Raw genomic sequence first — 23,857 nt, forward strand, 5'->3', positions numbered from 1 at the left:
CGCCCAGCCTCAACAGCGCATTGGCGCACCGCCAACCCAGCAACACACCGACCCCGTCCCACGCCGGCCCCGGGCCATGCACCTCAGCCCCGAAACCACGCCCAAGAGGGCGCTCAGCGCCCGACGAGGCTGGCGCGTCCAGCGCCCAGCGCCCAGCCTCAACAGCGCATTGGCGCACCGCCAACCCAGCAACACACCGACCCCGTCCCACGCCGGCCCCGGGCCATGCACCTCAGCCCCGAAACCACGCCCAAGAGGGCGCTCAGCGCCCGACGAGGCTGGCGCGTCCAGCGCCCAGCCTCAACAGCCTCAGTAGATCGCGAGCATCAGGGCGATGTAGTGGCAGCAGGCCGCGACGAGGGTGAACGCGTGGAACACCTCGTGGTAGCCGAAGACCTTCGGCGACGGGTCGGGGCGGCGCAGCGCGTAGATGATCGCGCCGACGCTGTAGCAGGCGCCGCCGACGACGAGCAACGTCAGCGTGGCGACGCCGGCCGTGTGCAGGACCTCGGGGAAGACGAAGACCGCGACCCAGCCCAGCGCGATGTAGAGGGGCACGATCAGGTAGCGCGGGGAGTGCAACCACAGCATGCGCAGGACGACGCCCAGCGCCGCTCCGCCCCAGACGACAGCCAGGATCGGCTGCGCTATGTGCCGGGGCATGGCCAGCAGCGCGAAGGGCGTGTACGTCCCCGCGATGAAAACAAAGATCATCGAGTGGTCGAGCCGCTTCATGAGAGCGCGTGCCCGTGAGGTCGACCACATCGTCCGGTGGTAGAGCGCACTCGTCCCGAACAATGACGTGATGCTGATCGCGTAAACACCGACCGCGAGCCGGGCGCCAAGCGTCGTCGGCAGCGCCACGGCCACCACGCCGAGCGCCAGGCTTACCGGAAATGCGCCCGCATGTAGCCATCCCCGCATGCGTGGTCGCGTGAGGTCACGCGGGTGCGCTCGCTTGTCAGCGCCGTCGTCGGCGCGGTTGCTGTCAGGTCCTGGGGCGGCCGGCTGCGTCGTCGCGTGAGTGACCACAGCAGAACGATAACCGCAACGGCCGCCGAGGGCGGCACGCCCCGGCGCGCGTCGTGGGGCGGGTCCGTCCCGATGCGTGATGGATCCGACGTTTCCGCCCCCCGGCGTACCGCGCGACTGTGCATGGAAAGAGCGGTACAGTCTAATGATCCTGAACGCGGCCTCGAGCGTCCCCAGTACAGGCATCACAGGGTAGCGGCTTCCACTGTAGCCGCTGGTTTGTGACCGCCGGTACACGAGGTCGTTCGGGTGCGCAAGCTGCACCTGTATACCGAGGCGAGAACGCGGCAGGTTCAACGCGAGCGGAGGTGTGAGCTGTGACGACCGCGGCACAGATTCCCGGGCTGGATGCCGCCCCGACCAAGCACGCCAGGTTGATCGCCTGGGTGCGTGAGATCGCCGAACTCACTCAGCCGGACAGGGTGGAGTGGTGCGACGGCTCCGCCGAGGAGTTCGACCGGCTCACCAGCCTGCTCATCGAGCGCGGGACCTTGGTGAAGCTTAACGAGGAGAAACGTCCCAACAGCTTCTACGCCGCGTCCGACCCGAGCGATGTCGCCCGCGTCGAGGACCGGACCTACATCTGTTCGAAGAATCGCGAGGACGCCGGCCCGACAAACAACTGGGTCGAGCCCGAAGAAATGCGCGGCACGCTTCGCGGCCTGTTCCGCGGGTCTATGCGGGGCCGCACCATGTACGTTGTCCCATTCTGCATGGGACCGCTCGGCTCGCGTATCTCCGCTCTCGGCGTCGAAATCACCGACTCGGCCTATGTGGCGATCTCGATGCGCACGATGACGCGTATGGGTGCCCCAGCGCTCGAACAGCTCGGTGAGGACGGCTTCTTCGTGCCGGCGGTGCACTCACTTGGTGCCCCACTGGCGCCCGGGCAGGAAGACGTTCCGTGGCCGTGCAACAGCACGAAGTACATCGTCCACTACCCGGAGACCCGGGAGATCTGGTCGTTTGGCTCGGGCTACGGCGGCAACGCGCTGCTCGGCAAGAAGTGCTACGCGCTGCGGATCGCCTCGGTGATGGCCCGGGACGAGGGCTGGCTCGCCGAGCACATGCTGATCCTCAAGCTCACCTCCCCGAAGGGCAAGGTCCACTACATCGCGGCCGCCTTCCCGTCGGCCTGCGGCAAGACGAACCTGGCGATGATCATCCCGACGATCCCCGGCTGGAAGGCCGAGACGGTCGGAGATGACATCGCCTGGATGCGTTTCGGCGAGGACGGCCGGCTCTACGCCGTCAACCCGGAGGCCGGCTTCTTCGGCGTGGCGCCCGGCACCGGCGCCGAGACGAACCCGAACGCCGTCGAGACCCTCTGGGGCAATGCCGTCTACACCAACGTCGCCCGCACCGACGACGGTGACATCTGGTGGGAGGGCCTGACCAAGGACAAGCCGGCCCATCTGATCGACTGGAAGGGCCGCGACTGGACGCCGGACTCGTCCGAGCCCGCCGCCCACCCGAACGCCCGGTTCACCGTCCCCGCCGGCCAGTGCCCGACCATCGCCGAGGAGTGGGAGGACCCGCGCGGCGTGCCGATCTCGGCGATCCTGTTCGGCGGCCGCCGGGCCACGGCGGTGCCGCTGGTGACGGAGGCGCCCGACTGGCAGCGCGGCGTGTTCTTCGGCTCGATCGTCTCCTCGGAGACGACGGCCGCGCAGGCCGGCGCGATCGGCAAGCTGCGCCGTGACCCGTTCGCGATGCTGCCGTTCTGCGGCTACAACATGGCCGACTACATGGCCCACTGGCTCGCCACCGGGCAGAAGGCCGACGCCGCCAAACTCCCGCGGATCTACTACGTCAACTGGTTCCGCAAGAGCCCTGAGGGCAGGTTCCTGTGGCCGGGCTACGGCGAGAACAGCCGCGTCCTGGCCTGGATCGTCGGCCGGCTGGAGGGCGAGGTGGACGGCGTCGAGTCCGCGCTCGGCGTCCACCCGACGACGGAGTCGTTCAGCACCGATGGCCTGGACCTGTCCGAGGCCGACCTCACGACCCTGCTCACCCTCGACACCGAGGTGTGGAAGCAGGAAGCCGCCCTCATCCCCCAGCACTACGACACCTTCGGCGACCATCTCCCCGCCGAGCTCTGGGCCGAGCACGAGGCCCTGGTGGAGCGCCTCAACAGCTAGCCGCCACCCTGGTCACACCAATCCGCACCTGACGATCGCCCCCGCCGCCCCCGCCGGCGGGGGCGATCGCCGTTTCCGCCCCCCGGTGGTCGTCGAGGGGGCCGGATCACAACTACGGCAGGGCACAACTAACGATCAAGCCGCCACCGGCGGTCGCTCTGGACGCGTAGGGAGCTGACAGCGGCAGCGGACTCGCTCGGTGCTTCGGCCGGCGTCCGACTTATCTGGTTTCCGGCGGCCAGGGGATCCTGGCACCATGGGTCCATGCCCGAGGGACCTGTCGCGCGCGTGCCCCAGGAGCGGGCCGCACGCGCGGTCCGGCCGGGCTTCGTGTTGCCCGAGACCGAGCTGCGCTGGCGTTTCTCCCGCTCGTCCGGTCCCGGTGGCCAAGGGGTGAACACGACCGACAGCCGTGCCGAGGTCCGCTTCGACGTCGCTCGCTCGCCCGCCATCCCCGAACCGCTGCGGGAACGAGCGCTTGCCCGGCTGGCTGGGCGCCTGGTGGACGGCGATCTCGTCGTCACGTCGTCTGAGCAGCGCTCCCAGCTGCGCAACCGTGAGGCGGCGCTCGACCGCCTCGTCGCGCTGCTCCACGACGCCACCGCGCCCCCACCCCGTCGCCGTCGCCCCACCAAGCCCACCCGAGGCTCCGTCGAGCGCCGCCTGGACACCAAGCGCCGCCGCTCAGCGACCAAGCGAACCCGCCGGCCGGGCGCCTCCGACGCGGACGGGTAGGGCGGTCCCGTGCCGGACGCTCCGCGCCCGGCACCGGGCACCGCCTCTCGGACGCTCCGCGCCCGACGGGCCTGGTTCCGGGCTGGCGTGTATGGCGGTGGTCCGGCTGGTTTCGGATGGACGAGGTGGTTGCGTTGGCACTGCGCTAATGCGCTGTCAGCAGGCTGTGGCTAGGTCGCGTGGACGGCTCACCAGAACAACGTCACATTTCGCCTTGCCCCTTGGCAGTGAGGACCATGGGGTGCCTGGAGCGCCTGCCGCCGGGGTGGCGGGTGGTCGTCACGTGTTGGAGGTCGTACGGAACGGGTCGTGCTCGGCGAGCAGGCGCTCCAGGCGGACCTGGTCCACCCTGCTGACCACGCTGGACGTCTCCTGGTGGTCGCGCACGCACTTGGCGAGCGTGAACGTCGAGGTGACGACGTAGAGCAGGCCGATCCCCAGGAGGCCACGCATCCAGGCGTCGCCGGGCAGGTACACGATGGCGACCACGACGCTGATCGTCGAGATCGCGAACGACAGGATGGCCTGCACGAAGTACGCGGTGGTCGTCCGCGACGTGGGTGGTTTCGTCATGCGGCCAGTGTCGGGACGAACGCGGCGTCCGACCTGAGCCGTCGCGCCCAAGGTGTCCTGAGTAATCACGCTCAGGTGCGTTTCGGTCGGTTCTGGAAGACTGGCGCGGTGCCTGACGGCAGGAGTGCGACGGTGGCGACCGGCGCCCACGACGCGGCGTCTCCGGTGGCGCCCATGGCGCGGTGGTGGCCGCGCGCTTCGCGCACCTGGCGGGCCAGGCCGCCCAGGATGATGGGCGGCAGCGGCCCGGAGGGCGCGCGCGGTGCGCTCTGGCGGTCGCTGGCGGTGTTCCGCTGGGTGTCCGTCGGCTACGCGTCCGCCGCCGCGGGCGCGCGGCTCGACGACGCCTACCGGCCCGCACTGGGCATCGGCCTGCTGGGCGTGATGGTCGGCTGGTCCGCGGCGCTGACCGTGCTGGTGCCGCGCGCCGACCGCGGGGACCGGCCACACCTGCTGCGAGGGCTCGTCCTCGCCGACGTCGCGGTCTGCGCCGGCCTGGTGGTCGGCGCCGAGCTCGTCGGCCCGCGGACGAGCCACGCCCTTCCGATGATGTGGGCGACGAGCGGGGTGTTCGGCGCGGCACTGCTCTGGGGCGCGGCTGGCGGGATCGCGAGCGGGCTGCTGGTGGCGGTCGTGTTCATCGCGGAGTGGGGCGCGCTGACCGACGCACTGGTGGGGACGAGCATGCTGCTCCTCGTCTCGGGCGCGGTCGCCGGTCACCTGAGCCGCACGACGCTGCGGGCGGAGGCGGCGCTCGCCGACGCGCTGGAGGCGCGCGCCGGCGATGCCGAGCGCGAGCGGCTGGCGCGCCGGGTGCACGACGGCGTGCTGCAGGTCCTCGCGCTGATCGCCCGGGAAGCGCCGCGAGGCATGCCGGCCGAGGATGTCGCGAGGCTCGCCGCGGAACAGGAGAGTACGCTGCGCGACCTGCTGCGCACGCCCGGCTCTGGCGGACCGACGGCGACCGCCCGAGGGGCCCCGCCGGAGGCCCCATCCGGGTCGGGCAGGCCAGGCAGGCCGGGCGGGCCGGATGTGCGGGTGAGCCGTGGCGGTGCCGCGCGCACCGACCTCGCGGAGGCGTTGCTGGCCCTGGCCCACTCGATGACCACCAGGCTGGCCGGCGACCAGCCCGCGGCAGCCGACCGGCCCGCGGCTGCCGCCCTGCCCACGGTCGCCGAGCCGGGGATCGGGGAACCGCCCGCGGCCGGCCCCGCGGCCGGGGAGCCCGCCGCCGGGCAGTCGGCATGGCGGATGGCCGTGACGGTCGCCACGCCTGGTGTCCCGGTGCTGCTGCGGGCGGACCGGGCCGCCGAGGTGGTGGCGGCGGTACGGGCCGCGCTGGACAACGTCGCCCGGCACGCCGGGACGGGCGCGTCGGCCTGGGTGCTGTTGGAGGACGACGGCGACGAGGTCGTCGTGACGGTCCGGGATGACGGTGTCGGCCTGGCGCCAGGGCGGGCCGAGCGGGCCGCGGCCGAGGGGCGTCTGGGCCTGGCGGTCAGCATCCGCGGGCGCATCCGCGACCTCGGCGGCGAGGTCGCCGTGCTCGGCCGCCCCGGCCAGGGAACGGAGGTCGAGCTGCATGTGCCCCGCTGAGCCGTTCGGGACCGGCGCCTCACCCGCGGGGTCGGGGCCGCCGGCCGACGACACGGCCGAGCGGCCGCGACGGGTGGTGGTCGTGGACGACCATCCGCTGTGGCGCGACGCGCTGAGCCGGGACCTCGACGCGGCCGGCCTCCAGGTCGTCGGCACGGCTGGGTCTGTTGCCCAGGCACTGCGGGTGGTGGCGGCGACCAGGCCGGACATCGTGGTGCTCGACCTGTCCCTGCCCGACGGTTCCGGAGTCGAGGTGATCCAGGGCCTGCTGGCATCGGGCGGCGCGACCGGGTTCCGCGGGTCGGTGCTTGTCGTTTCCGCGTCCGGTGAGCAGGCGGACGTACTTACGGCCGTCAAGACGGGTGCATCGGGCTACCTGGTCAAGTCGGCCCGTCCCGAGGAGCTCATCGACGCGGTGCGGCGCACCGCCGCGGGCGAGGCGGTCTTCAGCGCGGGCCTCGCGGCACTGGTCCTCGGCGAGATGTCCCGCGCCGCCAGGGAACCGGCTCCCGCTCGGCACGCGTCTCCCCGGCTGACCGCCCGCGAGGTCGAGGTGCTCCGCCTCGTCGCCAAGGGCCTGACCGCCAGGGATGCCGCCGACCGCCTCGGTGTCTCCCCCCGCACCGTCCAGAACCACGTCCACAACGTTCTCGGCAAGCTCCAGCTCCGCAACCGCGTGGAACTGGCCCGCTACGCCGTCCTCGAGGGCTACGACGACCCCACCTGACGGCCATGCACCGACTAGCCGACCGCATAGCCACATCACCGTAGACAACCGAACCGTCCGACAAGCAGACAGCGCAACTAGTCACAACGAGCGACGGCGCCCCTAGCGCTGCGCCAAACCAGGCATCTCCTGCCAAACCAGGCATCTCCTCATCCCGGCACCACACCAGCCACGCCCATCCGCCTGTATGTGGCACCACGCCGGGAGGACGCTCAGCGTCCGACGGCGACGCGGGCCCGGGGTTCCTGCCGGATCGCGAAGCCGGGGTCCCTGCCGGATCGCGAAGCCGGGGTCCCTGCCGGATCGCGAAGCGATCTGGGAGGTCTGCTGGGAGGTCTGGGTCGCGCCAGCGACCTTCCGGCCCAGCGTCGCCCTAGCTGACGGCGATGTTGACGATGCGGCCGGGGACGATGATGAGGCGCTTCACCGTCTTGCCGTCGGTGTGCCTGGAGTAGTCGGGGTGGGCGGTCAGCGCGGTCCGGATGTCGTCCTCGCCGGCGCCGGCGGGGACGGACAGGGTGAAGCGGACCTTGCCGTTGACCTGCACCGGCAGCGTCACCGTCGACTCGGCGGCCAGCGCCTCGTCGCCCACCGGGAACGGCACGTGGACCAGCGAGCCGTCGTGCCCCAGCCGCGACCACAGCTCCTCGGCGATGTGCGGCGCCAGCGGGGCGACCATCAGGACCATCGCCTCGGCCAGCGCCCGCGGCGGCCGGCTCGCGTCGCTGTAGTGCTTGCTGACGAAGTTCGTCAGCTCGATCAGCCGGGCGACGGCGGTGTTGAAGCGCATGCCGGCGTAGTCGGCGCGCACCGCCAGGATCGTGCGGTGCAGCGTCCGGGTCGCCTCGTCGTCCGGCTCGACGTCGGCGGCCCGGATCTCGCCGGTCGCCTCGTTGACCAGGTTGCGCCACAGCCGCTGCAGGAAGCGGTGCGGGCCGACGATGTCGTCGGTCCGCCAGGGCCGGTCGGCGTCCAGCGGGCCCATCGCCATCTCGTAGACGCGCAGCGTGTCGGCGCCGTAGGCGTCGTACATCTCGTCCGGCGTCACGCTGTTCTTCAGGCTCTTGCCCATCTTCCCGGACCGTCGGGTGACGGGTTCGCCCTGGTAGCGCAGGGCGCCGCCGGCGTCGGTGGTCACCTCGGCCGCGGGCACGTACATGCCGCGGGCGTCCAGGAAGGCGTCGGCCTGGATGTAGCCCTGGTTGAACAGCCGCTTGAACGGCTCCTTCGTCGACACCAGGCCCAGGTCGTACAGGACCTTGTGCCAGAACCGGGCGTACAGCAGGTGCAGCACGGCGTGCTCGACACCGCCGACGTACAGGTCGACGCCACCGTCGCCCGCGGGGCCGTCGACGGACTGCATCCAGTAGCGCTCGATCTCCGGGTCGACGAACAGCTCCGCGTCCGTCGGGTCCAGGTAACGCAGGTAGTACCAGCAGGAGCCGGCCCACTGCGGCATCGTGTTCGTCTCACGCCGGTACTGGCGCGGCCCGTCGCCCAGATCCAGCGTCACCGTCGTCCAGTCGGTGGCGCGGGCCAGCGGCGGCACCGGGTCGGACGTGTCGTCCTCGGCCATCGGGGCCGGCCGGAAGTCCGTCATCTCCGGCAGTTCGACGGGCAGCACCTCGTCGGGCAACGCGATCGGCAGGCCGGTCTCGTCGTAGACGATCGGGAACGGCTCACCCCAGTAGCGCTGCCGGGAGAACAGCCAGTCGCGCAGGCGGTAGGAGCGGGCGGCACGACCGCGGCCGGCGTCTTCCAGCCAGGAGACGGTGGTCTTCACCGCGTCGGCCTTGGACAGGCCGGTCAGCACCGGGGCGCCAGGCTGCGCGGGCAGGTACTCGCCCTCGCCGGAGAACGCCACCGGCCAGGCGTCGACCGGGTCGTTCGAGGACAGACCGTGCTCGGCCAGGAAGTCGTCGCTGGGCGCCAGCACCGGCGGGGTCGGCAGGCCGAACTCGCGGGCGAAGGAGAAGTCGCGCTGGTCGTGCGCGGGGACGGCCATGACGGCGCCGGTGCCGTAGCCCAGCAGCACGTAGTCCGCCAGGAAGATCGGGATGGCCGCGCCGGTGACCGGGTTGCGGGCGTGGGCGCCGGTGAACACACCGGTCCGGTCGACCTCCTCGCCGCGCTGGCGGTCGCTCCGCTTGCCGGCGAACTCCCGGTAGGCGGCGACGGCGGCGGCCGGTGTCCAGTCCGCGGCGCCCGTCGGGCGGCCTTCCTCGAACTTCCAGCCGTCCGGGGTGTCGGCGGGCCAGGCGGGCGCGGTCAGCGCGTCGACCAACGGGTGCTCGGGCGCCAGCACCATGAACGTCGCGCCCGGCAGTGTGTCCGGCCGGGTGGTATAGACGTCCAGCGCGATCGCCGGGACGGGCGGGCCGTCGGTCGGGCCGATCCACGCGGGGAACGTGACGTGGGCGCCGTCGGAGGGGCCGATCCAGTTGCGCTGCATCTGCTTGATCGAGTCCGGCCAGTCGACCAGGTCCAGGTCGGCCATCAGCCGCTCGGCATACGCGGTGATCCGCAGCGTCCACTGGCGCAGCGGGCGGCGGAACACCGGGTAGTTGCCGATGTCGCTGCGGCCCTCGGCGGTGACCTCCTCGTTGGCCAGCACGGTACCCAGGCCGGGGCACCAGTTGACCAGGCCCTCGGCCAGGTAGGCCAGCCGGTAGCCGTCGACTACCTTGCGGCGCTCGGTCGCGTCCAGCTCGTCCCACGGCTGGCCGGACGGGTTCGTCTCCCCGCTCGGGGTACGGCTGCCCGCGTCGAACTCGGCTACCAGCTCGGTGATGGGGCGCGCTCGGTTCAGGCCTTCGTCGTACCAGCTGTCGAAGATCTTCTTGAAGATCCACTGCGTCCACCGGTAGTAGGTGACGTCGGTGGTCGCGATCTCGCGACGGGTGTCGTGCCCCAGGCCCAGTCGGCCCAACTGGCGCCGCATGTTCTGGATGTTGGCCTCGGTCGTCACCCGCGGGTGCTGGCCGGTGTTGATGGCGTACTGCTCGGCGGGCAGCCCGAAGGCGTCGTAGCCGAAGGCGTGCAGCACATGCTTCCCGGTCATCCGCAGGTAGCGCGCGTACACGTCGGTGCCGATGTAGCCCAGCGGGTGGCCGACGTGCAGCCCAGCGCCGCTCGGGTACGGGAACATGTCCAGGACGAAGAACGGGGTCAGCCCCTTGACCTCCTCGAACCCGTCGGACAGCGGCCCGGTCGGGTTCGGGGACGCGAACGTGCCGTGCTCGCGCCACCAGGTCTGCCACCGGCTCTCGATCTCACCCGCGAGCCGCGCGCCGTACCGGAACGACGGTTCGGCCTCCGCCGGCCCCGCGGCGGGTGGGGTCGTGATGTCCTGGGCGTTGTCGGTCATTCTCGTCGCATCCACTCGGCTGGTCAGCATCCACGCGCGCGTGTGCTCACACGGCTCCGCGTCCGACGGCCGCGCGCGCTGACAGTAACGATCGTCTCCGTCCGAGCCTACCGGGGCGACCGAATTTCCCCCTGACGCCGACGGGATGCCCGACCCGCTATGCGTTGCGGTCGGCGTCGGCGGAGCCGTCGGCCTGACGAGGGACGGCCACCGCCTTGGCCTTGCTCTCAGGGGTGCCGTCCTCGGACGGGTCCCCGGCGGTGCCCACGGCCCCGAACTGGCCTTGGTCGACGTTGCGGCGTAGCCGCTTGAGGCTGCCGAACATGAAGTAGAAGACGAAACCAGCCGCCACGCACAGGAACACGACGATGAGCAGACCGGCCATCCCGCCGCTGATCTCGTCGGCCGCCAGCGCCGGCCCCGCGAGCACCTGGTTCACACCCCGACCTTACCCTCACCTCCCCGGCCGCCGGCCGCCCGCGGCCGGGTGCCCCGACCGCGGAGGCAGTCATCGGATGCCGCCGAAGAGGTCGTCCTCCGGGAGCGTCCCGACCTCGATGAGGGAGCGGGCCAGCTGGTAGTCCTCGGTGGGCCAGGCCTCGCGCTGCAGGTCCATCGGCACCCGGAACCAGGGGCCGTTCGGGTCGACCTGGGTGGCGTGGGCCAGTAGCGCCCGGTCGCGCACCTCGAAGTAGTCGGCGCACTCGACGCTGGTCGTGAGCCGGGCGCTGTCCTCTGCCCGGTCGATCCAGTTCTCCAGCCGCTCCCCGTAGGGCGATTCGAGGCCGCGGGCCGCCATCGCGTCATGCAGCGCCAGGATGCGCGCCTTGTGGAAGGTGAGGTGGTAGTAGAGCTTCAGCGGTTGCCACGGCTCCAGACCCGCGGCCACGCCGTGCTCCGGGTAGCGCTCCGGGTCGCCGGCCGCCTCGAACGCCACCGCACTGATCTTGTGGGTCATGATGTGGTCCGGGTGCGGGTAGCCACCGTTCTCGTCGTAGGTCGTGATGACCTGCGGCCGGAACTCGCGGATCAGCCGGACCAGCGGCGCGGCCGCCTCCTCCGGGTCGAGCGTGGCGAACGTGCCCGCCGGCAGCGGGGGCAGCGGGTCGCCCTCCGGCAGGCCCGAGTCGACGAAGCCGAGCCAGGTCTGCCGGACGCCCAGGATGGCCCGCGCCCGTTCCATCTCCTCTCGGCGCAGCTCGGGCAGCCGCTCGATGATCTCGGGCTTGTCCAGCGCCGGGTTGAGCACGCTGCCCGCCTCGCCGCCCGTGCAGGTGACGACGAGGACCTCGACGCCCTCGCTCACGTAGCGCGCCATCGTCGCGGCGCCCTTGCTGGACTCGTCGTCAGGATGGGCGTGCACGGCCATCAACCGAAGGCCGTGGTCCGGCGCGTCATCGGACTCGGACAGGGTCTCGGCGGAGGCTGTGCGCTTGGCCGCGAAGCCGCTGTCAGCGGAGGCCGCCTCGAGGTTCACCGACATAGGGCCATTGTGGCTGATGCCCGTGACAGCTCCGGCCCGCGACAGCGCCTCACCAGGCCATCCACGAGGATGTGGCCGACGTCACGTGACACCCTGGCCATCCCCCGGCCGTGGCCAAGTTCACGTTCGTTATGGAAAAGTCACCGAACGCCGTGGCACAATGCACCGTCCGCGCACGCGCCCCCGGGACAGTGAGGTCCGAAGACGGGGACGTGAGGCCGCGGCGCGGCGTGGCGTCGACGCCGTCCGCTCTGGCACACAGGGCAGGCGTCGCGTGACCGTCGGTGTCAGCACCCTCACACCTGGGGATGTGACCGACGGGGTCCCTGCCGGATGGCGACGGGGTTCCTCCCTGATCGGCTTCACCGATCTGGGAGGTCCGCGATCCGGCAGGTCCGAACGTCGAGGACCACCGGATCACCGCCCTCCGCCGGATGGGTGCGCGCTGTGTGTCGTCCCGAGTTTCTAGATCTTCCTGTTAAGCTGAGTATTTGCTTGTGCCACGAGGAGCGTGACGCGTGACCCCCCAGACCTGGCTCACCCAGGAGGCTTACGACCGGCTTCGCTCCGAGCTCGACCACCTCACGACGACCGGCCGGACGGAGCTGGCGAACAAGATCGAGGCTGCCCGCGAAGAGGGCGACCTGAAGGAGAACGGCGGCTACCACGCCGCCAAGGAGGAGCAGGGCAAGCAGGAGGCCCGTATCCGCCAGCTCACGGACCTGCTGCGCGACGCCAAGGTGGGCGAGCCCGCGGCGGGCACCGCTGGTGTGGCTGGGCCCGGCATGGTCGTGGAGGTCCGGTTCCCCGGCGAGAAGGAGACCGAGCGGTTCCTCATCGGCTCTCGGGAGGACCACAGCACGGCCATCGAGGTCTTCTCCCCGGCCTCCCCGCTCGGCGGCGCGGTGACCGGCCACAAGGCCGGCGAAAAGGTGAACTACACCCTGCCAAACGGCCGCGGCGCCTCCGTCGAGATCGTCTCCATCGCCCCTTACGCCCGCTGAACGGCGGCGGCCGGGCCGGCCGCGATGTTCCCTTCCTCCCCCGCCCTGTCACCCGGGCCCCGGCGCTGACCGGCAGGTTTGGCACGATCACAGGCCTGCCGGGCAGATCACCGGATCCCGGGTGACCGGGCCGCGGGCAGGTGCGGTCAGCTCTCGAGGCCGCCGGACTCGGGCGGCTCGAGCCCTTCGGGTTCGGCCAGGTCGGAGGGGCGCCCGAGGGGGAGCTGATTCGGGGTGAGTTTGGGAACCGGGCTGGCGAAGCCGTAGGCGGGCGGTAGCGTCGGTGGAGTGGTAGAACTGCCGGTCCCGCCCCGTCCCGCCGCCCCGTCGTCGGCGACCATCCCGCCTCGGGCCTCCCGGGCCGGCTCCGCCGGCCCGGGAGGAGACCCGGCTCCGCCCCCAACAACCCTGGGGGGCCTGCGCGCGTCCGGGCATGTGCACCGGTCCGTGCGCACGGAGCTGCGGGACAACCTGCTCGCCAGGATGGCCGCCGGCAAGGCGCGCTTCCCCGGCATCATCGGCTTCGACGACACTGTGCTGCCCCAGGTGGAACGCGCGCTGCTGGCCGGCCACGACGTCGTCTTCCTGGGTGAGCGCGGCCAGGGCAAGACCCGCCTCATCCGCACGCTCGTCGGCCTGCTCGACGAGTGGTCGCCGGCCGTCGCCGGCTGCGAGATCAATGATCATCCGTACGCGCCCGTCTGCGGGCGCTGCCGCGCGCTGCACGCCGAGCTGGGCGACGAGCTGCCCGTGATCTGGCGGCACCGCGACGACCGGTTCGGGGAGAAGCTCGCGACGCCGGACACCAGCGTCGGCGACCTGATCGGCGATGTGGACCCGGTGAAGGTCGCCGAGGGCCGCACCCTCGGCGACCCGGAGACCGTCCACTACGGCCTGGTTCCCCGCTGCAACCGCGGCATCTTCAGCGTCAACGAGCTGCCCGACCTGGCCGAGCGCATCCAGGTGGCGCTGCTCAACGTGCTCGAGGAGCGCGACATCCAGGTCCGCGGCTATCTGCTGCGGCTTCCCATGGACCTCTTGCTGGTCGCCTCCGCCAACCCGGAGGACTACACCAACCGCGGCCGGATCATCACCCCGCTCAAGGACCGGTTCGGCGCCGAGGTGCGCACCCACTACCCGCTGCGCCTCGACGACGAGCTGCGGCTCATCCGCCAGGAGGCGGTGCTGGCCTGGGAGGGCTCCCCGCTGGGAACGCCGGCGCTGCCCGACCATCTGATCGAGATCGTCGCCCGCTTCACCCGGCTGGTCCGCGATGCCCCGCAGGTGGACCAGCGCTCCGGCGTGTCGGCCCGGCTCGCGGTCGCCGCCGCCGAGACGGTGGCCGCCTCCGCGGTCCGGCGGGCGGCGCTGACGGGCGAGGACGTCCCGACGGCCCGGGTCGTCGACCTCGGTTCGATCGTGCCGGCCGTGCGCGGCAAGGTCGAGTTCGAGGCGCTCGAGGAGGGCAGGGAGGACGAGATCCTCACCCACCTGCTGCGTCGGGCGATCGCCGAGACGTTCCGGGCACGGCTCGCCGGCACCGACCTGGCCGGGCTGCAGAAGCGTTTCGACGCCGACGGCCCGGTGGAGACCGGCGACCTGGTCCCAGCCGCCGAGCTACTGCGCCGGGTCGGCCCGGTCCCCGGGCTCGCCGGCATGCTGACCAAGCTCGGGGTGGACGGCGCCGAGTCGCCGGGGCTCGCCGCCGCGGCGCTGGAGCTGGCGATGGAGGGCCTGCACCTCAACCGCCGGCTCGCCAAGGAGGAACTGCCCGGCCGGACGGTCTACGGCGGCTGACCACGAGCGGCGCCGCCGATGGGGACTCCGAACCCGCGGCGGGCTGGATCTCGGGGCCGGTGGGACACGACAGAAAGCGGCGCGGGGGCCGGACGCACCCTGGACCACAGGGGCGTGGAACCTCGCGAAGCGAGGCCCTGAGAGGCACGGGATCACACGGTGAGCAACGCATTCCGCTACGGCCCCTGGTCGGGCGGCCCCGACCCGCTCGACTTCCCGTTCGCCGCCACCGACGCCCTCGACGAGATGTCCCGCCAGGTGCTGGACGGCCGCACCCCGCGAGAGGCCCTCGACTCGCTGCTGCGCCGCGGCATGAACGGCCGGCGCGGGCTGGACGACCTGCGCCGCGCGGTCGACCGGCGCCGCCGCGAGGTGCGCTCCCGCGGCCGGCTCGACGGCACTCTGCAGGAGGTGCGCCGGCTGCTCGACACCGCGATCGGCCAGGAGCGGGCGGCGCTGTTCCCAGACCCGTCGGATGACGCGCGGATGCGCGAGACGGAGCTGGACGCCCTGCCCAGTGACCCGGCCCGCGCGGTACGCGAGCTCGCCGACTACGACTGGCGCTCCGACCAGGCCCGCGAGACCTACGACCAGATCGCCGACCTGCTGCGCCGCGAGGTCCTCGACTCCCAGTTCCGCGGGATGAAGGAGGCGTTGGCCGGCGCCACTCCGGAGGACATGACTCGGGTCGGCGACATGGTTCGCGCGCTCAACGAGCTGCTCGCCAAGGACGCCCGCGGCGAGGACACCGACGAGGCATTCCGCGATTTCATGCGCGAGTTCGGGGAGTTCTTCCCCGAACAGCCGAGCAACCTCGAAGAGCTGATCGACACGCTGGCCCAACGCTCCGCCGCCGCCGCCCGCCTGCTCGCCGGCCTGTCGCCCAAGCAGCGCCAGGAGCTGGCGGAGCTGATGGCATCCGCCGTCCAGGACATGGGCCTGGCCGACGAGCTCACCCAGCTCGGTGAGGCGCTTCGGTCGGCCCGGCCGAACCTCAACTGGGGCATGCGCCCGTCGGGACGGGCGAACGGCTTCGGCGACCCGCGCGGGGGCGGGGCGGAGCTTGGCCTCGGCGATGCGACGTCGGCGCTCGAGGAACTCGCGGAACTCGACGAGCTGGCCGCCGCGCTCAATCAGGACTACCCGGGAGCCTCGCTCGACGACGTCGACCCGGACGCGATCGCCGAGGCGCTGGGCCGCTCCGCGGTCGACGACCTGCGCCAGCTCCAGCAGATCGAGCGCGAGCTGGAACGCGTCGGTTTCCTGACCCGTCGTTCCGGACGTCTCGAGCTCACGCCGCGGGCGGTACGCCGGATCGGCCAGTCGGCGCTCGCCAGGATCTTCCGGCAGATCTCGTCGGGCGTGCGCGGCGACCACGCGCAGACCGACGCCGGCGCCGCGGGTGAGCTGATCGGCACCGCTCGTCCCTGGGAGTTCGGGGACACGCAGCCCCTCGATGTCGTCCGCACCGTGCGCAACGCGGTGCTGCGTTCCGGGCCGCCCGGGCCCGGGGTGGCGATCCGGCTGAAGGTCGAGGACTTCGCCGTCGCCGAGACGGAAAGGCGTACCTCGGCCGCGGTCTGCCTGCTCGTCGACCTGTCCTACTCCATGGCGCTGCGCGGCACCTGGGGGATGGCGAAGTCGACGGCGCTGGCCCTGCACACCCTGGTGACCACCAAGTTCCCCCAGGACAAGATTCACCTGATCGGCTTCTCGGACTACGCCCGCGAGCTGCGGCCGGTGGAGCTGGCCGGCCTCGACTCGGAGATGGTGCAGGGCACGAACCTGCAGCACGCCCTGCTGATCGCCGGCCGGCTGCTGTCGCGCTACCCGGAGTCGGAGCCGGTCGTCATGGTCGTCACCGACGGCGAGCCGACGGCGCATCTGCTGCGCGACGGCACGCCTGCGTTCTCGTGGCCGCCGATGCCGGAGACGCTGGAACTGACGCTCGCCGAGGTCGACCGGCTGACGAAGCGGGGCGTCAACATCAACGTCTTCATGCTGGACACCGAGCCGCGGCTGGTCCGCTTCGTCGAGGAGATGGCCCGGCGCAATGGTGGCCGGGTCCTCTCCCCCGACCCGGACGCGCTCGGCGAGTACGTCGTCCACGACTATCTACGCTCCCGCGGCGGCCGCCGCGCGGCCCGCTAACCTTGGTCCCCGGCATTAGTCCTTCTGGGACAGGGACCTCCGGAGGTGCGAAGGAAGAACATTTTCGCACCTCCTTTGGCCCGTTAGGCGGCCGGCGGCGCGGGACCAGTCGACGGGGAGGGCGGTATCCGGCCGGCGGCGAGGTCTCTGACCAGGGTCTCCCAGAAGTCCACCTGTAGCCGCTCGTAGCCGAGGCCGAGCTCCAGGGCGCGCCGTAGCGACCACGGCATCGCGTCCGCCGGGAGCGCCGCGAACGCCTCGTAGGTGGCAAGCCGCGTCCGGTGGGCGGCCGCCTGCCGGCGCGCGAGCGCCGCCGCGTCCGCCGGGCGGCCCAGCTCCGCGAACGCGAGCTTGAGCAGGCCCGGCGCGCGCAGCTCCCCCAGCGCCGTCTCGCCGCCGGCGAGCCACTCGGCGAGTGCCGCCCGGCCGGCGTCGGTGATCCGGAAGATCCGTCGGCGGCGCCCGAACTCCTCGCGCTCCTCGGCGAGCAGGCCGGCCTCGGCCAGCCGCGGCGGTTCCTTGTAGAGCTGCGCGTGCGGGAAGGACCAGAAGTTACCGACCGACTGCGCGGCGAACGACTTCAGGTCGTAGGGCGTGGCGCTACCGTGCCTGGCCACCAGCCCGAGTACCAGGTAGGAGACCGGCGTCAGCGACGCCGTCCCCGCAACCGTTGAGGGCGGGCCCATCACGTCGGGCGCCTCCTTCTCTTCCACAGCTCGCAGGTTACTCGTTGCGGACCGTCCGATTCATACTATAGTTCAAACCGTCCGAAACAGACGGTCTACTACGGACCGCCCATGTCCGAGGAGCCCAGATGGCCACCATTCCCTGGTCCACCCCGTCCGCCGCCGGCCCGTCCGTGACCGCCGCCCCGACGGCCGCGTCCACCGGGACGCCCGACCCGTCGGCTGGCGCACCGGTGGTCATGGTCTCCCGGTTCACGATCACCTCGCGCCGGCACACCGTGTCGATGCTTCGGCACGCGCTGCGGGTGCGGCGCGCACTGCTGGCCGCTCCCGGGGCTCTGGGGGTCTCGCTCGTCGCCCACCCGATGCGCGGGGAGTACTGGACGCTGTCGGGCTGGACCGACCGGCGGGCGCTGGACGGATTCGTCCGCACGCCCGAGCACCGGGCGGCGATGCGCACGCTCGGGCCCACGATGGCGGACTCCACGTTCGTCTTCTGGGCACACGACGCCGCGGCGCAGCCGCCGACCTGGGCCGAGGCCACGGCCCGCGTCGACGCCGAGCGGTCGCGGCCGAAGCCGGCGCCGGACCCGACCGCCTGACCACGGTTGGGGCCCGACTGGGGCCGGGACCCCGAGTGCCCTGGCTGACCCAGCTGCCCGGGCTGGCCCAGCCCGTTTGAAGCGCGGGAACCCCCGGCGCCACTGTTACCGTCCGCATCCATGTCTTCACAGATCGGGGTGGGGTCTTCGTCGACCCTGGAAGAAGACGGCGCGGCGGGTCCGTCCGGCGCCATGCGTTCCAGACCGGGCCAGCACCGCCGGCGCCGCCGCGGGCGCGGCTGGCTCCCTCCGCGAGAGCGGCATGAGCGTCGCGGGCCGCGCGGCCCGCGGGCGCGGGCCAGCCAGCAGAGGCACGGTCGCCAGCAGGAACCTCGCGACCAGCACAGCGGAGGCCGAGGCGGCCCGCGGGCGGGCGGCGGGCAGCGCGGCACCGCGCGGTGGCGGCGCCCCTGGCTGGCCCGGCTCACGGTCGCGGCGGCGGCCATCGCCGTCCTGCTCCTGCTGGAACCAGCCCCGAGCCCCTCCCCGACGCCCGGGCCGTCGGGCGCGGCGGGCGAACCCCCCACCGGCGTCCCGACGGCCCCGGTGACGTCTCAACGCCAGTCGCAGACCGACGAGGAACTGACGCGCTACTGGACGCCGGAGCGCCGGGCCCAGGCCGTCAGCGGCGACGTCACCCAACGCGCGACGCCGGCGGCCGGCGAGACCGGCCAGGCGGCGGACGCGGTCAGGTCTCCTGGCCCGTCCCTCGGTACGTCCGGCGCGTCCGGCGCGTCCAGCGGGCCCGCGGCCGCCGAGGCTCCGGACGTCCTGGCGCCCCACCTCGCCGAGGACCCGGTGCCCGGCGCGCTCTCACCGGACGTCCAGCCCGGCGTCGCGGTGCCTGGCCGGGTGCCGCTCGCCGGCAACCGGGTCGCGCCCTACCGTGGCGGCGGGCTCGCGGCGCGCGCCGAGGGAGCGCTGTTCAGCACGATCGGCGGCATCGACTACGCCTGCTCCGGCACCGTCGTCGACAGCCCGGGCGGTGATCTCGTACTGACCGCCGGGCACTGCCTGCACGAGGGGGGCGCGGCGGGCGGGTTCGCCACCAACGTCATCTTCATCCCCGGCTACGCGAACGGCGCCTCGCCGTACGGCGTCTGGCGCGCCCGGCAGCTGACCGTCACAAACGGTTGGGGATACCGGCAGAACTTCGATGAGGACGCCGGTTTCGCGGCCTTTCGACCACTCGGCGGCCGGACGCTGGAGGCCCTGATCGGCGGCGCCCTCCCGATCGGTTTCGGCACGGGCAGGCAGTCACAGACCGTCCTCGGCTACCCGAAGCTGCCGCCCTACGACGGCACGACACTGATGTACTGCTCCGGTACGCCCACTCCCGATCCGCACGGCGGGACCTCGCTCGGCGTGCCGTGCTCCATGACCGCGGGCGCGAGCGGCGGCGCCTGGTTCACCGGGTTCACCGGCGGCGCGGGCACGGTGGACTCCGTGGTCAGCTACGCCTACGCAACGGACCCGGGCACCATCTACGGCACCTGGTTCGGCCCCGCGGTCCAGGACCTCTACCAGCACGCGATGGACCTGTGACGGCGCCGGGACGGCCAGGGCCGCGCGGGCAGACGCGGGGCCGGGCCGCGCGGCTGTGCGGGGGGTCGGTAGCGTCGTGCGCATGCCGCACAGTGGGCCGTATGGGCTGGTTCTGGCCCTGCACATCGTGGGCGCCATGTTCGTGATCAGTCCGCTGGCCCTCGCGGGGCTCTGCCTGCCCGCGATGACGTTCGTCGGCCTGCGGGCGCTCCCGATACTGCGCCCGGCACCACGGCTGCTACGGCTGGCCGCCGTGGCCTCGCTCGGGGTCGTCGCCCTCGGCCTGGTCCTCGTGCGGCAGGGGCCGTTCGGCAGCGTCCGCCACTACGGCGACGGCTGGATCACCAGCTCCGTGGCTCTCTGGGGGATCGCCACCCTGCTCACGGTCACCATCCTGGCAGGCGGCGTCGCGACGGCGGTCGCCGAGATCGAGCAGACCGGCATGGCGGCCCGCCGCCGACTGCCGTGGCTCGCTCTCACCGGCCTGGTCACGACGTCCTGCTGGGTCGGGATCGTCTTCCTCATGGTGGTCAAGCCCGGCATGTGACGGGTGTCGGCCCGTTCGGGCCGACACCCGTCCTCGCATGCGCCAGCCTCGCCATCGATTCAGCCTCGCCATCGATGGTCGCTATCAGTATCGATGATGTCACTTTAAGTAAAGTGGCGTCGGCTACCGATGGCGACGAGGGCGGTGCATGTGGTCTTTCCGACGATCGAGTTCGCCGCCTTCTTCCTGGTCGTGATGGCTCTGTCGTGGTGGCTGATGCCGCGGCCACGGTGGTGGAAGCCGTTCATGCTGGCGGCAAGCTACTTCTTCTATGGCTACACGGATGCCCGGTTCGTGCTCCTGATCGTCGCGTCGACGCTGGTCAACCAGGCCGCCGCCGTCATGCTGGCCCGCCGCCGCGACCGGAGGATCCTGATCAGCGCGATCGTGGCCGATCTTGGCCTGCTGGGCTGGTTCAAGTACTACGGGTTCTTCGCGCTGTCGGTGGACCGGACGCTTGACCAGATCGGGCTCGGCGCGCCGCTGCCGCTGCTGCAGGTCGCCCTGCCGATCGGGATCTCCTTCTTCACGTTCCAGGCACTCTCGTACGTCATCGACGTCTGGCGTGGTGACACCAGGCCGGCGAAACTGATCGACTTCGCCGTCTACGAGGCGTTCTTCCCGCACCTGGTCGCCGGGCCGATCGTGCGGGCCCGGGAGTTCATCCCGCAGCTGGCGAGCCCGCGCGACCGCGCCGCCGTCCCGGCGACCCGCGCCGTCTTCCTGATCTGCGGCGGCCTGGTCAAGAAGGTGGTCCTGGCCGACCTGCTCGCCCGTCGCCTCGTCGACCCGGTCTTCGACACCCCGGGGCAGCACTCGTCCATCGAGGTGCTCGCCGCGATCTACGGCTACGCCGTGCAGATCTACTGTGACTTCTCCGCCTACTCGGACATCGCCATCGGGATCGCGCTGCTGCTGGGCTTCCGCTTCCCGGACAACTTCGACCGGCCGTACGCGGCGACGAGCCTGCGGGAGTTCTGGCGGCGCTGGCACCTGACGCTCTCGCGCTGGCTGCGCGACTACGTCTACGTGCCGCTCGGCGGCAGCCGGCGCGGCCCGCGCCGCACCCAGCTGAACCTGCTGGTCACGATGGTGCTCGGCGGGCTGTGGCATGGGGCGGCCTGGACGTTCGTCTGCTGGGGCGCGGCGCACGGCGCCGGCCTGGCGGCCGAGCGCTCGTTCGCACGGCGCCGGGCCCGCCCCCGCGGTCACCGCGGCCCCCGCCGTCCCGGCGTCGCGCTGGTGCCGACGGCCGCCGCCCCCGCCGCGCGCTCGGCGACCATCCCACTCCCCCGTGAAGGCGGGGACCCGACCAGGACCGGTTCGGCCGATTCACCCGCCGCCGCGCCCGCGTTGACGGCGCCAGCCCCCGCCGGACTCGACTCGGCGGAGGCGGCTCCGGCAGCCGCGGCCCCGCCGCGGGCGGGCGAGGCCGCCGGCTCCGTCGCCGCCGAGTCCACCATCCCGACCGCGTCGGACGAGCTGTCGACGTCACGCGGCCCGGCGGCGCCGGCGATGGCGACGGCCGGACGCTGGGTGCGCCGGATCGTGACGTTCCACCTTGTCTGTGCCGCCTGGGTGCTGTTCCGGTCCCCCGACCTGGCCACCACCGGGGAAATCCTGCGCCGGCTGGTGACCGGCGGGCTCGCCGTCGGTCTGGTGACGCCGACGGTGGTCGTCGCGATCGTGGTCGGCCTCAGCCTCGCCGCCGTGCCGGCGCGCTGGTGGGCGGCGGCCCAGGGCGCCTTCGACCAGCTGACGCTGCCGGTCCAGGCGCTCGCCGTCGCCGCGTTCCTGCTGGTGGCGTACTCGTTCGTCGGCCAGCAGGACGTCGCCCCGTTCATCTACTTCCGCTTCTGACGCTCCCCCGCAGGTCGCAGCGTCGGCGGACCCGCTGTGGACACGGATTGGACACGAACGCGCCGATCATGCGCTGGCCGTGCCCTTCAGCAACGCCGCGACGGCCTCGGCCGCGGACTCCGCCGTCCCCTCGACGAGGTGTCCGTACAGGTCGGTCGTGACCCTCGTCGACGAGTGGCCGACCAACTTGGAGATGATCTCCAGCCGGACGCCGGCATGCAGCAGCATCGAGACCGCGCCGTGGCGAAGGTCGTGCAGTCGGATGCGCGGCAGGCCAGCCGCGGCCTCCAGCTTCCGGAACCGGTGCGACACGGCCTCGGGCCGCACCATCCGGCCGATCTCGTCGCAGAACACCAGGCCGGCATCGTCGTACGCCTGGCCGGCGCGGAGCCTCTCCGCGGCCTGCGCCTTACGGTGCGCCTTGAAGGCGGCCACCGTGTCCGCGTCGTACACCACGACGCGGTTCTCGCCGGCCTTGGTCTTGGGCTTGCCGACCACCACTCGCCCGCCGGCCAGCGTGATGGCCTGCACCACGGTCAGGCGGTTGGCGGCCAGGTCGACGTCCGACCAGCGCAGGCCGATCCCCTCGCCCCGGCGCAGGCCGAACAGGGCGTACATCCGCCACAGCAGGGCGTACCGGTCATCCGCGACATGCGCGAGGAACGCGGCCGTCTGGGTTGGTGACCACGGACTCACCCGCGGGGTGCCCTTCGGGGGCAAGTGGTTCTTGGCGTAGCGGAAGCAGGGGTTCCGGCCGATCAGGTCCCGGTCCAAGGCGTCGCTGAGCGCGCTGGACAGCACGGCCAGAACCGAGTGCAGCGACGTCGGCCCGAGGTCGTGGTCTTCGTCCTCCGCGATGCAGTCGAACAGATGGTCCAGCGTGTCGACGCGGACCTTGCCGAGCTGGACGGCGCCGATGTGCGGGATCACGTAGGTGTTCAGGCGGTAGGTGTAGTCCGCGAGCGGGCCCGGCTTCAGGGTCCGTTCCTTGCGCTTGAGCCAGTCCCGTAGGTACTTCGCCAGCGGCTCGCGCGACGGGTCGGTGTAGGTGCCAGCGGCAACGGCCGTGATCGTCCCGGCGCGGAAGTTCTTCGCCTCCTCCGCCGTGCGGAACCGCCGCTTGCCCTGGCGGCGCTCCCCGTTCGGGCCGGGCGGCTTCTCGAACCTGACGAGGTAGCGCACCCGGTGTCCGGGGCCGTCCTTACGTCGGCAGGCCGTCGGGTCCTCGCAGCGACACTCCCGCTCGTAGTCCTTCGACCGGCTCACGGCTCGCCTCCTTTGCCGAGGCGGTCTTCGACATCACGCGCGAGCTCGCGCGTGATGTGACCGCGATGCGCCTGGCGCTCGCCCGGCTCCAGGTCGCCGAGGGCCGCCACGCGGCGGTCCCGTTCCTCCGTGAGGCTGTGGCCCCAGAGACCATCTGCGGCGCGCAGTACGTCCGCGAGCTCAACGCTAAGTCGCTCCGCAAGAGCTTGGTCCGCGTCGACGGAGACGACTCGGCGATGACTGCGAAGCCGGACGATCGGTGTCTCGTCATCCAGCACAGACAGCACGCGGTCCGAGGCGCCGATCTCGCTCGTCGTCGACACCCCGCGTAGGGCAGCGCGCAGGCCTGCGCGCGTCTGCTGTGCCCGTGGAGACAGGATCACATCCCCGGCACCCGCGAAGAACTCGGCGAGTTCGACGTCGAACGCATCGGCGAGCACGCGCAGCGTGCCTAGGTCGACGCTCTCGCGCGCACCGCGTTCCACCGCCGCGACCCGCACCCGCGTCCACGGCAGGCCGGCCGTCTGGCAGCGCAGTGCGGCCTCGTGTTGGGTAAGCCGGCGCTCTTCCCGAATACGGCGAAGGTTCTCGCCCACGACCTGCCCGACAGTGGCACCAGAGGCGCCAGTACCGGCCTGCAGCTTCGGCACGTACTCCCGACGCGTTATCCGCGCCGGGCCATCCGTCGGCACGCGTCGTTCGTTGTCGTTGTCTGACACGCGCCCATGGTCGCATATCGTTCGGT

The 23,857-nt window shown here is 72.1% G+C and carries 19 protein-coding genes; 11 read left to right on the forward strand and 8 right to left on the reverse strand.

What is annotated here, in order from left to right; genetic code table 11:
• Positions 1–309 precede the first annotated feature (309 nt).
• The gene (gene trhA, locus QOZ89_RS17015; protein WP_198543429.1) at positions 310–1,032 is read right to left on the reverse strand and encodes a PAQR family membrane homeostasis protein TrhA; all 723 of its coding nucleotides are present in this window, start codon (positions 1,030–1,032) and stop codon (positions 310–312) included.
• Between the two features lie 317 nt (positions 1,033–1,349).
• On the opposite strand from trhA, the gene QOZ89_RS17020 reads away from it, so the two are divergent.
• Both QOZ89_RS17020 and arfB read left to right on the forward strand, forming a co-directional pair.
• Positions 1,350–3,173, forward strand: coding sequence for a phosphoenolpyruvate carboxykinase (GTP) (locus QOZ89_RS17020; RefSeq protein WP_071051448.1), 1,824 nt, complete (start codon positions 1,350–1,352; stop codon positions 3,171–3,173).
• A gap of 264 nt (positions 3,174–3,437) precedes the next feature.
• A complete protein-coding gene (arfB, locus tag QOZ89_RS17025) occupies positions 3,438–3,908 on the forward strand; it encodes an alternative ribosome rescue aminoacyl-tRNA hydrolase ArfB (protein ID WP_198543430.1) in 471 nt (156 codons plus the stop codon).
• Between the two features lie 279 nt (positions 3,909–4,187).
• On the opposite strand, the gene QOZ89_RS17030 is transcribed toward arfB, so the two are convergent.
• Positions 4,188–4,481 (reverse strand): YiaA/YiaB family inner membrane protein, encoded by a 294-nt coding sequence (locus tag QOZ89_RS17030; RefSeq protein WP_071051450.1) that lies wholly within the window; start codon positions 4,479–4,481, stop codon positions 4,188–4,190.
• A gap of 132 nt (positions 4,482–4,613) precedes the next feature.
• Between QOZ89_RS17030 and macS the strand changes: the two genes are divergently transcribed.
• Positions 4,614–6,077 carry a MacS family sensor histidine kinase gene (macS, locus tag QOZ89_RS17035; RefSeq protein ID WP_312624188.1) on the forward strand — a complete coding sequence of 488 codons (1,464 nt, stop codon included), beginning with the start codon at positions 4,614–4,616 and terminating at the stop codon, positions 6,075–6,077.
• A complete protein-coding gene (locus tag QOZ89_RS17040) occupies positions 6,064–6,804 on the forward strand; it encodes a response regulator (protein ID WP_083419325.1) in 741 nt (246 codons plus the stop codon). The genes macS and QOZ89_RS17040 overlap by 14 nt, the downstream gene beginning before the upstream one ends.
• 373 nt (positions 6,805–7,177) lie before the next feature.
• Here QOZ89_RS17040 and QOZ89_RS17045 read toward each other — a convergent pair whose 3' ends face one another.
• The 3 genes from QOZ89_RS17045 to mca all read right to left on the reverse strand — a co-directional run bounded on the left by QOZ89_RS17045 (position 7,178) and on the right by mca (position 11,540).
• The gene (locus tag QOZ89_RS17045) at positions 7,178–10,171 is read right to left on the reverse strand and encodes a leucine--tRNA ligase (protein ID WP_312624189.1); all 2,994 of its coding nucleotides are present in this window, start codon (positions 10,169–10,171) and stop codon (positions 7,178–7,180) included.
• 157 nt (positions 10,172–10,328) lie between these two features.
• Positions 10,329–10,610, reverse strand: a complete 282-nt coding sequence (locus tag QOZ89_RS17050; RefSeq protein ID WP_071051453.1) for a hypothetical protein — start codon at positions 10,608–10,610, stop codon at positions 10,329–10,331.
• Positions 10,611–10,679: 69 nt separating this feature from the next.
• Positions 10,680–11,540, reverse strand: coding sequence for a mycothiol conjugate amidase Mca (mca, locus tag QOZ89_RS17055; protein WP_071051470.1), 861 nt, complete (start codon positions 11,538–11,540; stop codon positions 10,680–10,682).
• Positions 11,541–12,172: 632 nt separating this feature from the next.
• Here mca and greA point away from each other — a divergent pair.
• From greA to QOZ89_RS17070, 3 genes are all read left to right on the forward strand, one after another.
• Positions 12,173–12,658: a transcription elongation factor GreA gene (gene greA / locus QOZ89_RS17060; protein ID WP_071051454.1), complete on the forward strand. Its 486-nt coding sequence runs from the start codon at positions 12,173–12,175 to the stop codon at positions 12,656–12,658.
• 408 nt (positions 12,659–13,066) lie between these two features.
• The gene (locus QOZ89_RS17065; RefSeq protein ID WP_083419332.1) at positions 13,067–14,455 is read left to right on the forward strand and encodes a magnesium chelatase ATPase subunit I; all 1,389 of its coding nucleotides are present in this window, start codon (positions 13,067–13,069) and stop codon (positions 14,453–14,455) included.
• Positions 14,456–14,614: 159 nt separating this feature from the next.
• Complete coding sequence (locus QOZ89_RS17070) at positions 14,615–16,606, forward strand: vWA domain-containing protein (protein WP_071051456.1); 1,992 nt, start codon at positions 14,615–14,617, stop codon at positions 16,604–16,606.
• Between the two features lie 83 nt (positions 16,607–16,689).
• Here QOZ89_RS17070 and QOZ89_RS17075 read toward each other — a convergent pair whose 3' ends face one another.
• Positions 16,690–17,292 (reverse strand): PadR family transcriptional regulator, encoded by a 603-nt coding sequence (locus QOZ89_RS17075; protein ID WP_312624190.1) that lies wholly within the window; start codon positions 17,290–17,292, stop codon positions 16,690–16,692.
• A gap of 128 nt (positions 17,293–17,420) precedes the next feature.
• Here QOZ89_RS17075 and QOZ89_RS17080 point away from each other — a divergent pair, with 128 nt between their 5' ends.
• The 4 genes from QOZ89_RS17080 (at position 17,421) to QOZ89_RS17095 (ending at position 21,846) form a co-directional block, all read left to right on the forward strand.
• Positions 17,421–17,894 carry an antibiotic biosynthesis monooxygenase gene (locus QOZ89_RS17080; protein ID WP_312624191.1) on the forward strand — a complete coding sequence of 158 codons (474 nt, stop codon included), beginning with the start codon at positions 17,421–17,423 and terminating at the stop codon, positions 17,892–17,894.
• A gap of 192 nt (positions 17,895–18,086) precedes the next feature.
• Complete coding sequence (locus QOZ89_RS17085; protein ID WP_312624192.1) at positions 18,087–19,439, forward strand: trypsin-like serine peptidase; 1,353 nt, start codon at positions 18,087–18,089, stop codon at positions 19,437–19,439.
• Between the two features lie 82 nt (positions 19,440–19,521).
• The gene (locus QOZ89_RS17090; RefSeq protein WP_071051458.1) at positions 19,522–19,986 is read left to right on the forward strand and encodes a hypothetical protein; all 465 of its coding nucleotides are present in this window, start codon (positions 19,522–19,524) and stop codon (positions 19,984–19,986) included.
• A gap of 150 nt (positions 19,987–20,136) precedes the next feature.
• Positions 20,137–21,846 (forward strand): MBOAT family O-acyltransferase, encoded by a 1,710-nt coding sequence (locus QOZ89_RS17095; protein WP_071051459.1) that lies wholly within the window; start codon positions 20,137–20,139, stop codon positions 21,844–21,846.
• A gap of 66 nt (positions 21,847–21,912) precedes the next feature.
• On the opposite strand, the gene QOZ89_RS17100 is transcribed toward QOZ89_RS17095, so the two are convergent.
• Both QOZ89_RS17100 and QOZ89_RS17105 read right to left on the reverse strand, forming a co-directional pair.
• Entirely contained in the window at positions 21,913–23,112 is a 1,200-nt protein-coding gene (locus QOZ89_RS17100) for a site-specific integrase (RefSeq protein ID WP_312624193.1), read from the reverse strand.
• Positions 23,109–23,831, reverse strand: a complete 723-nt coding sequence (locus QOZ89_RS17105) for a helix-turn-helix domain-containing protein (protein ID WP_312624194.1) — start codon at positions 23,829–23,831, stop codon at positions 23,109–23,111. The genes QOZ89_RS17100 and QOZ89_RS17105 overlap by 4 nt, the downstream gene beginning before the upstream one ends.
• Positions 23,832–23,857 lie beyond the last annotated feature (26 nt).

Source organism: Pseudofrankia coriaricola, assembly GCF_032027725.1.
In the GTDB taxonomy this organism is placed as follows: Bacteria; Actinomycetota; Actinomycetes; order Frankiales; family Frankiaceae; genus Pseudofrankia.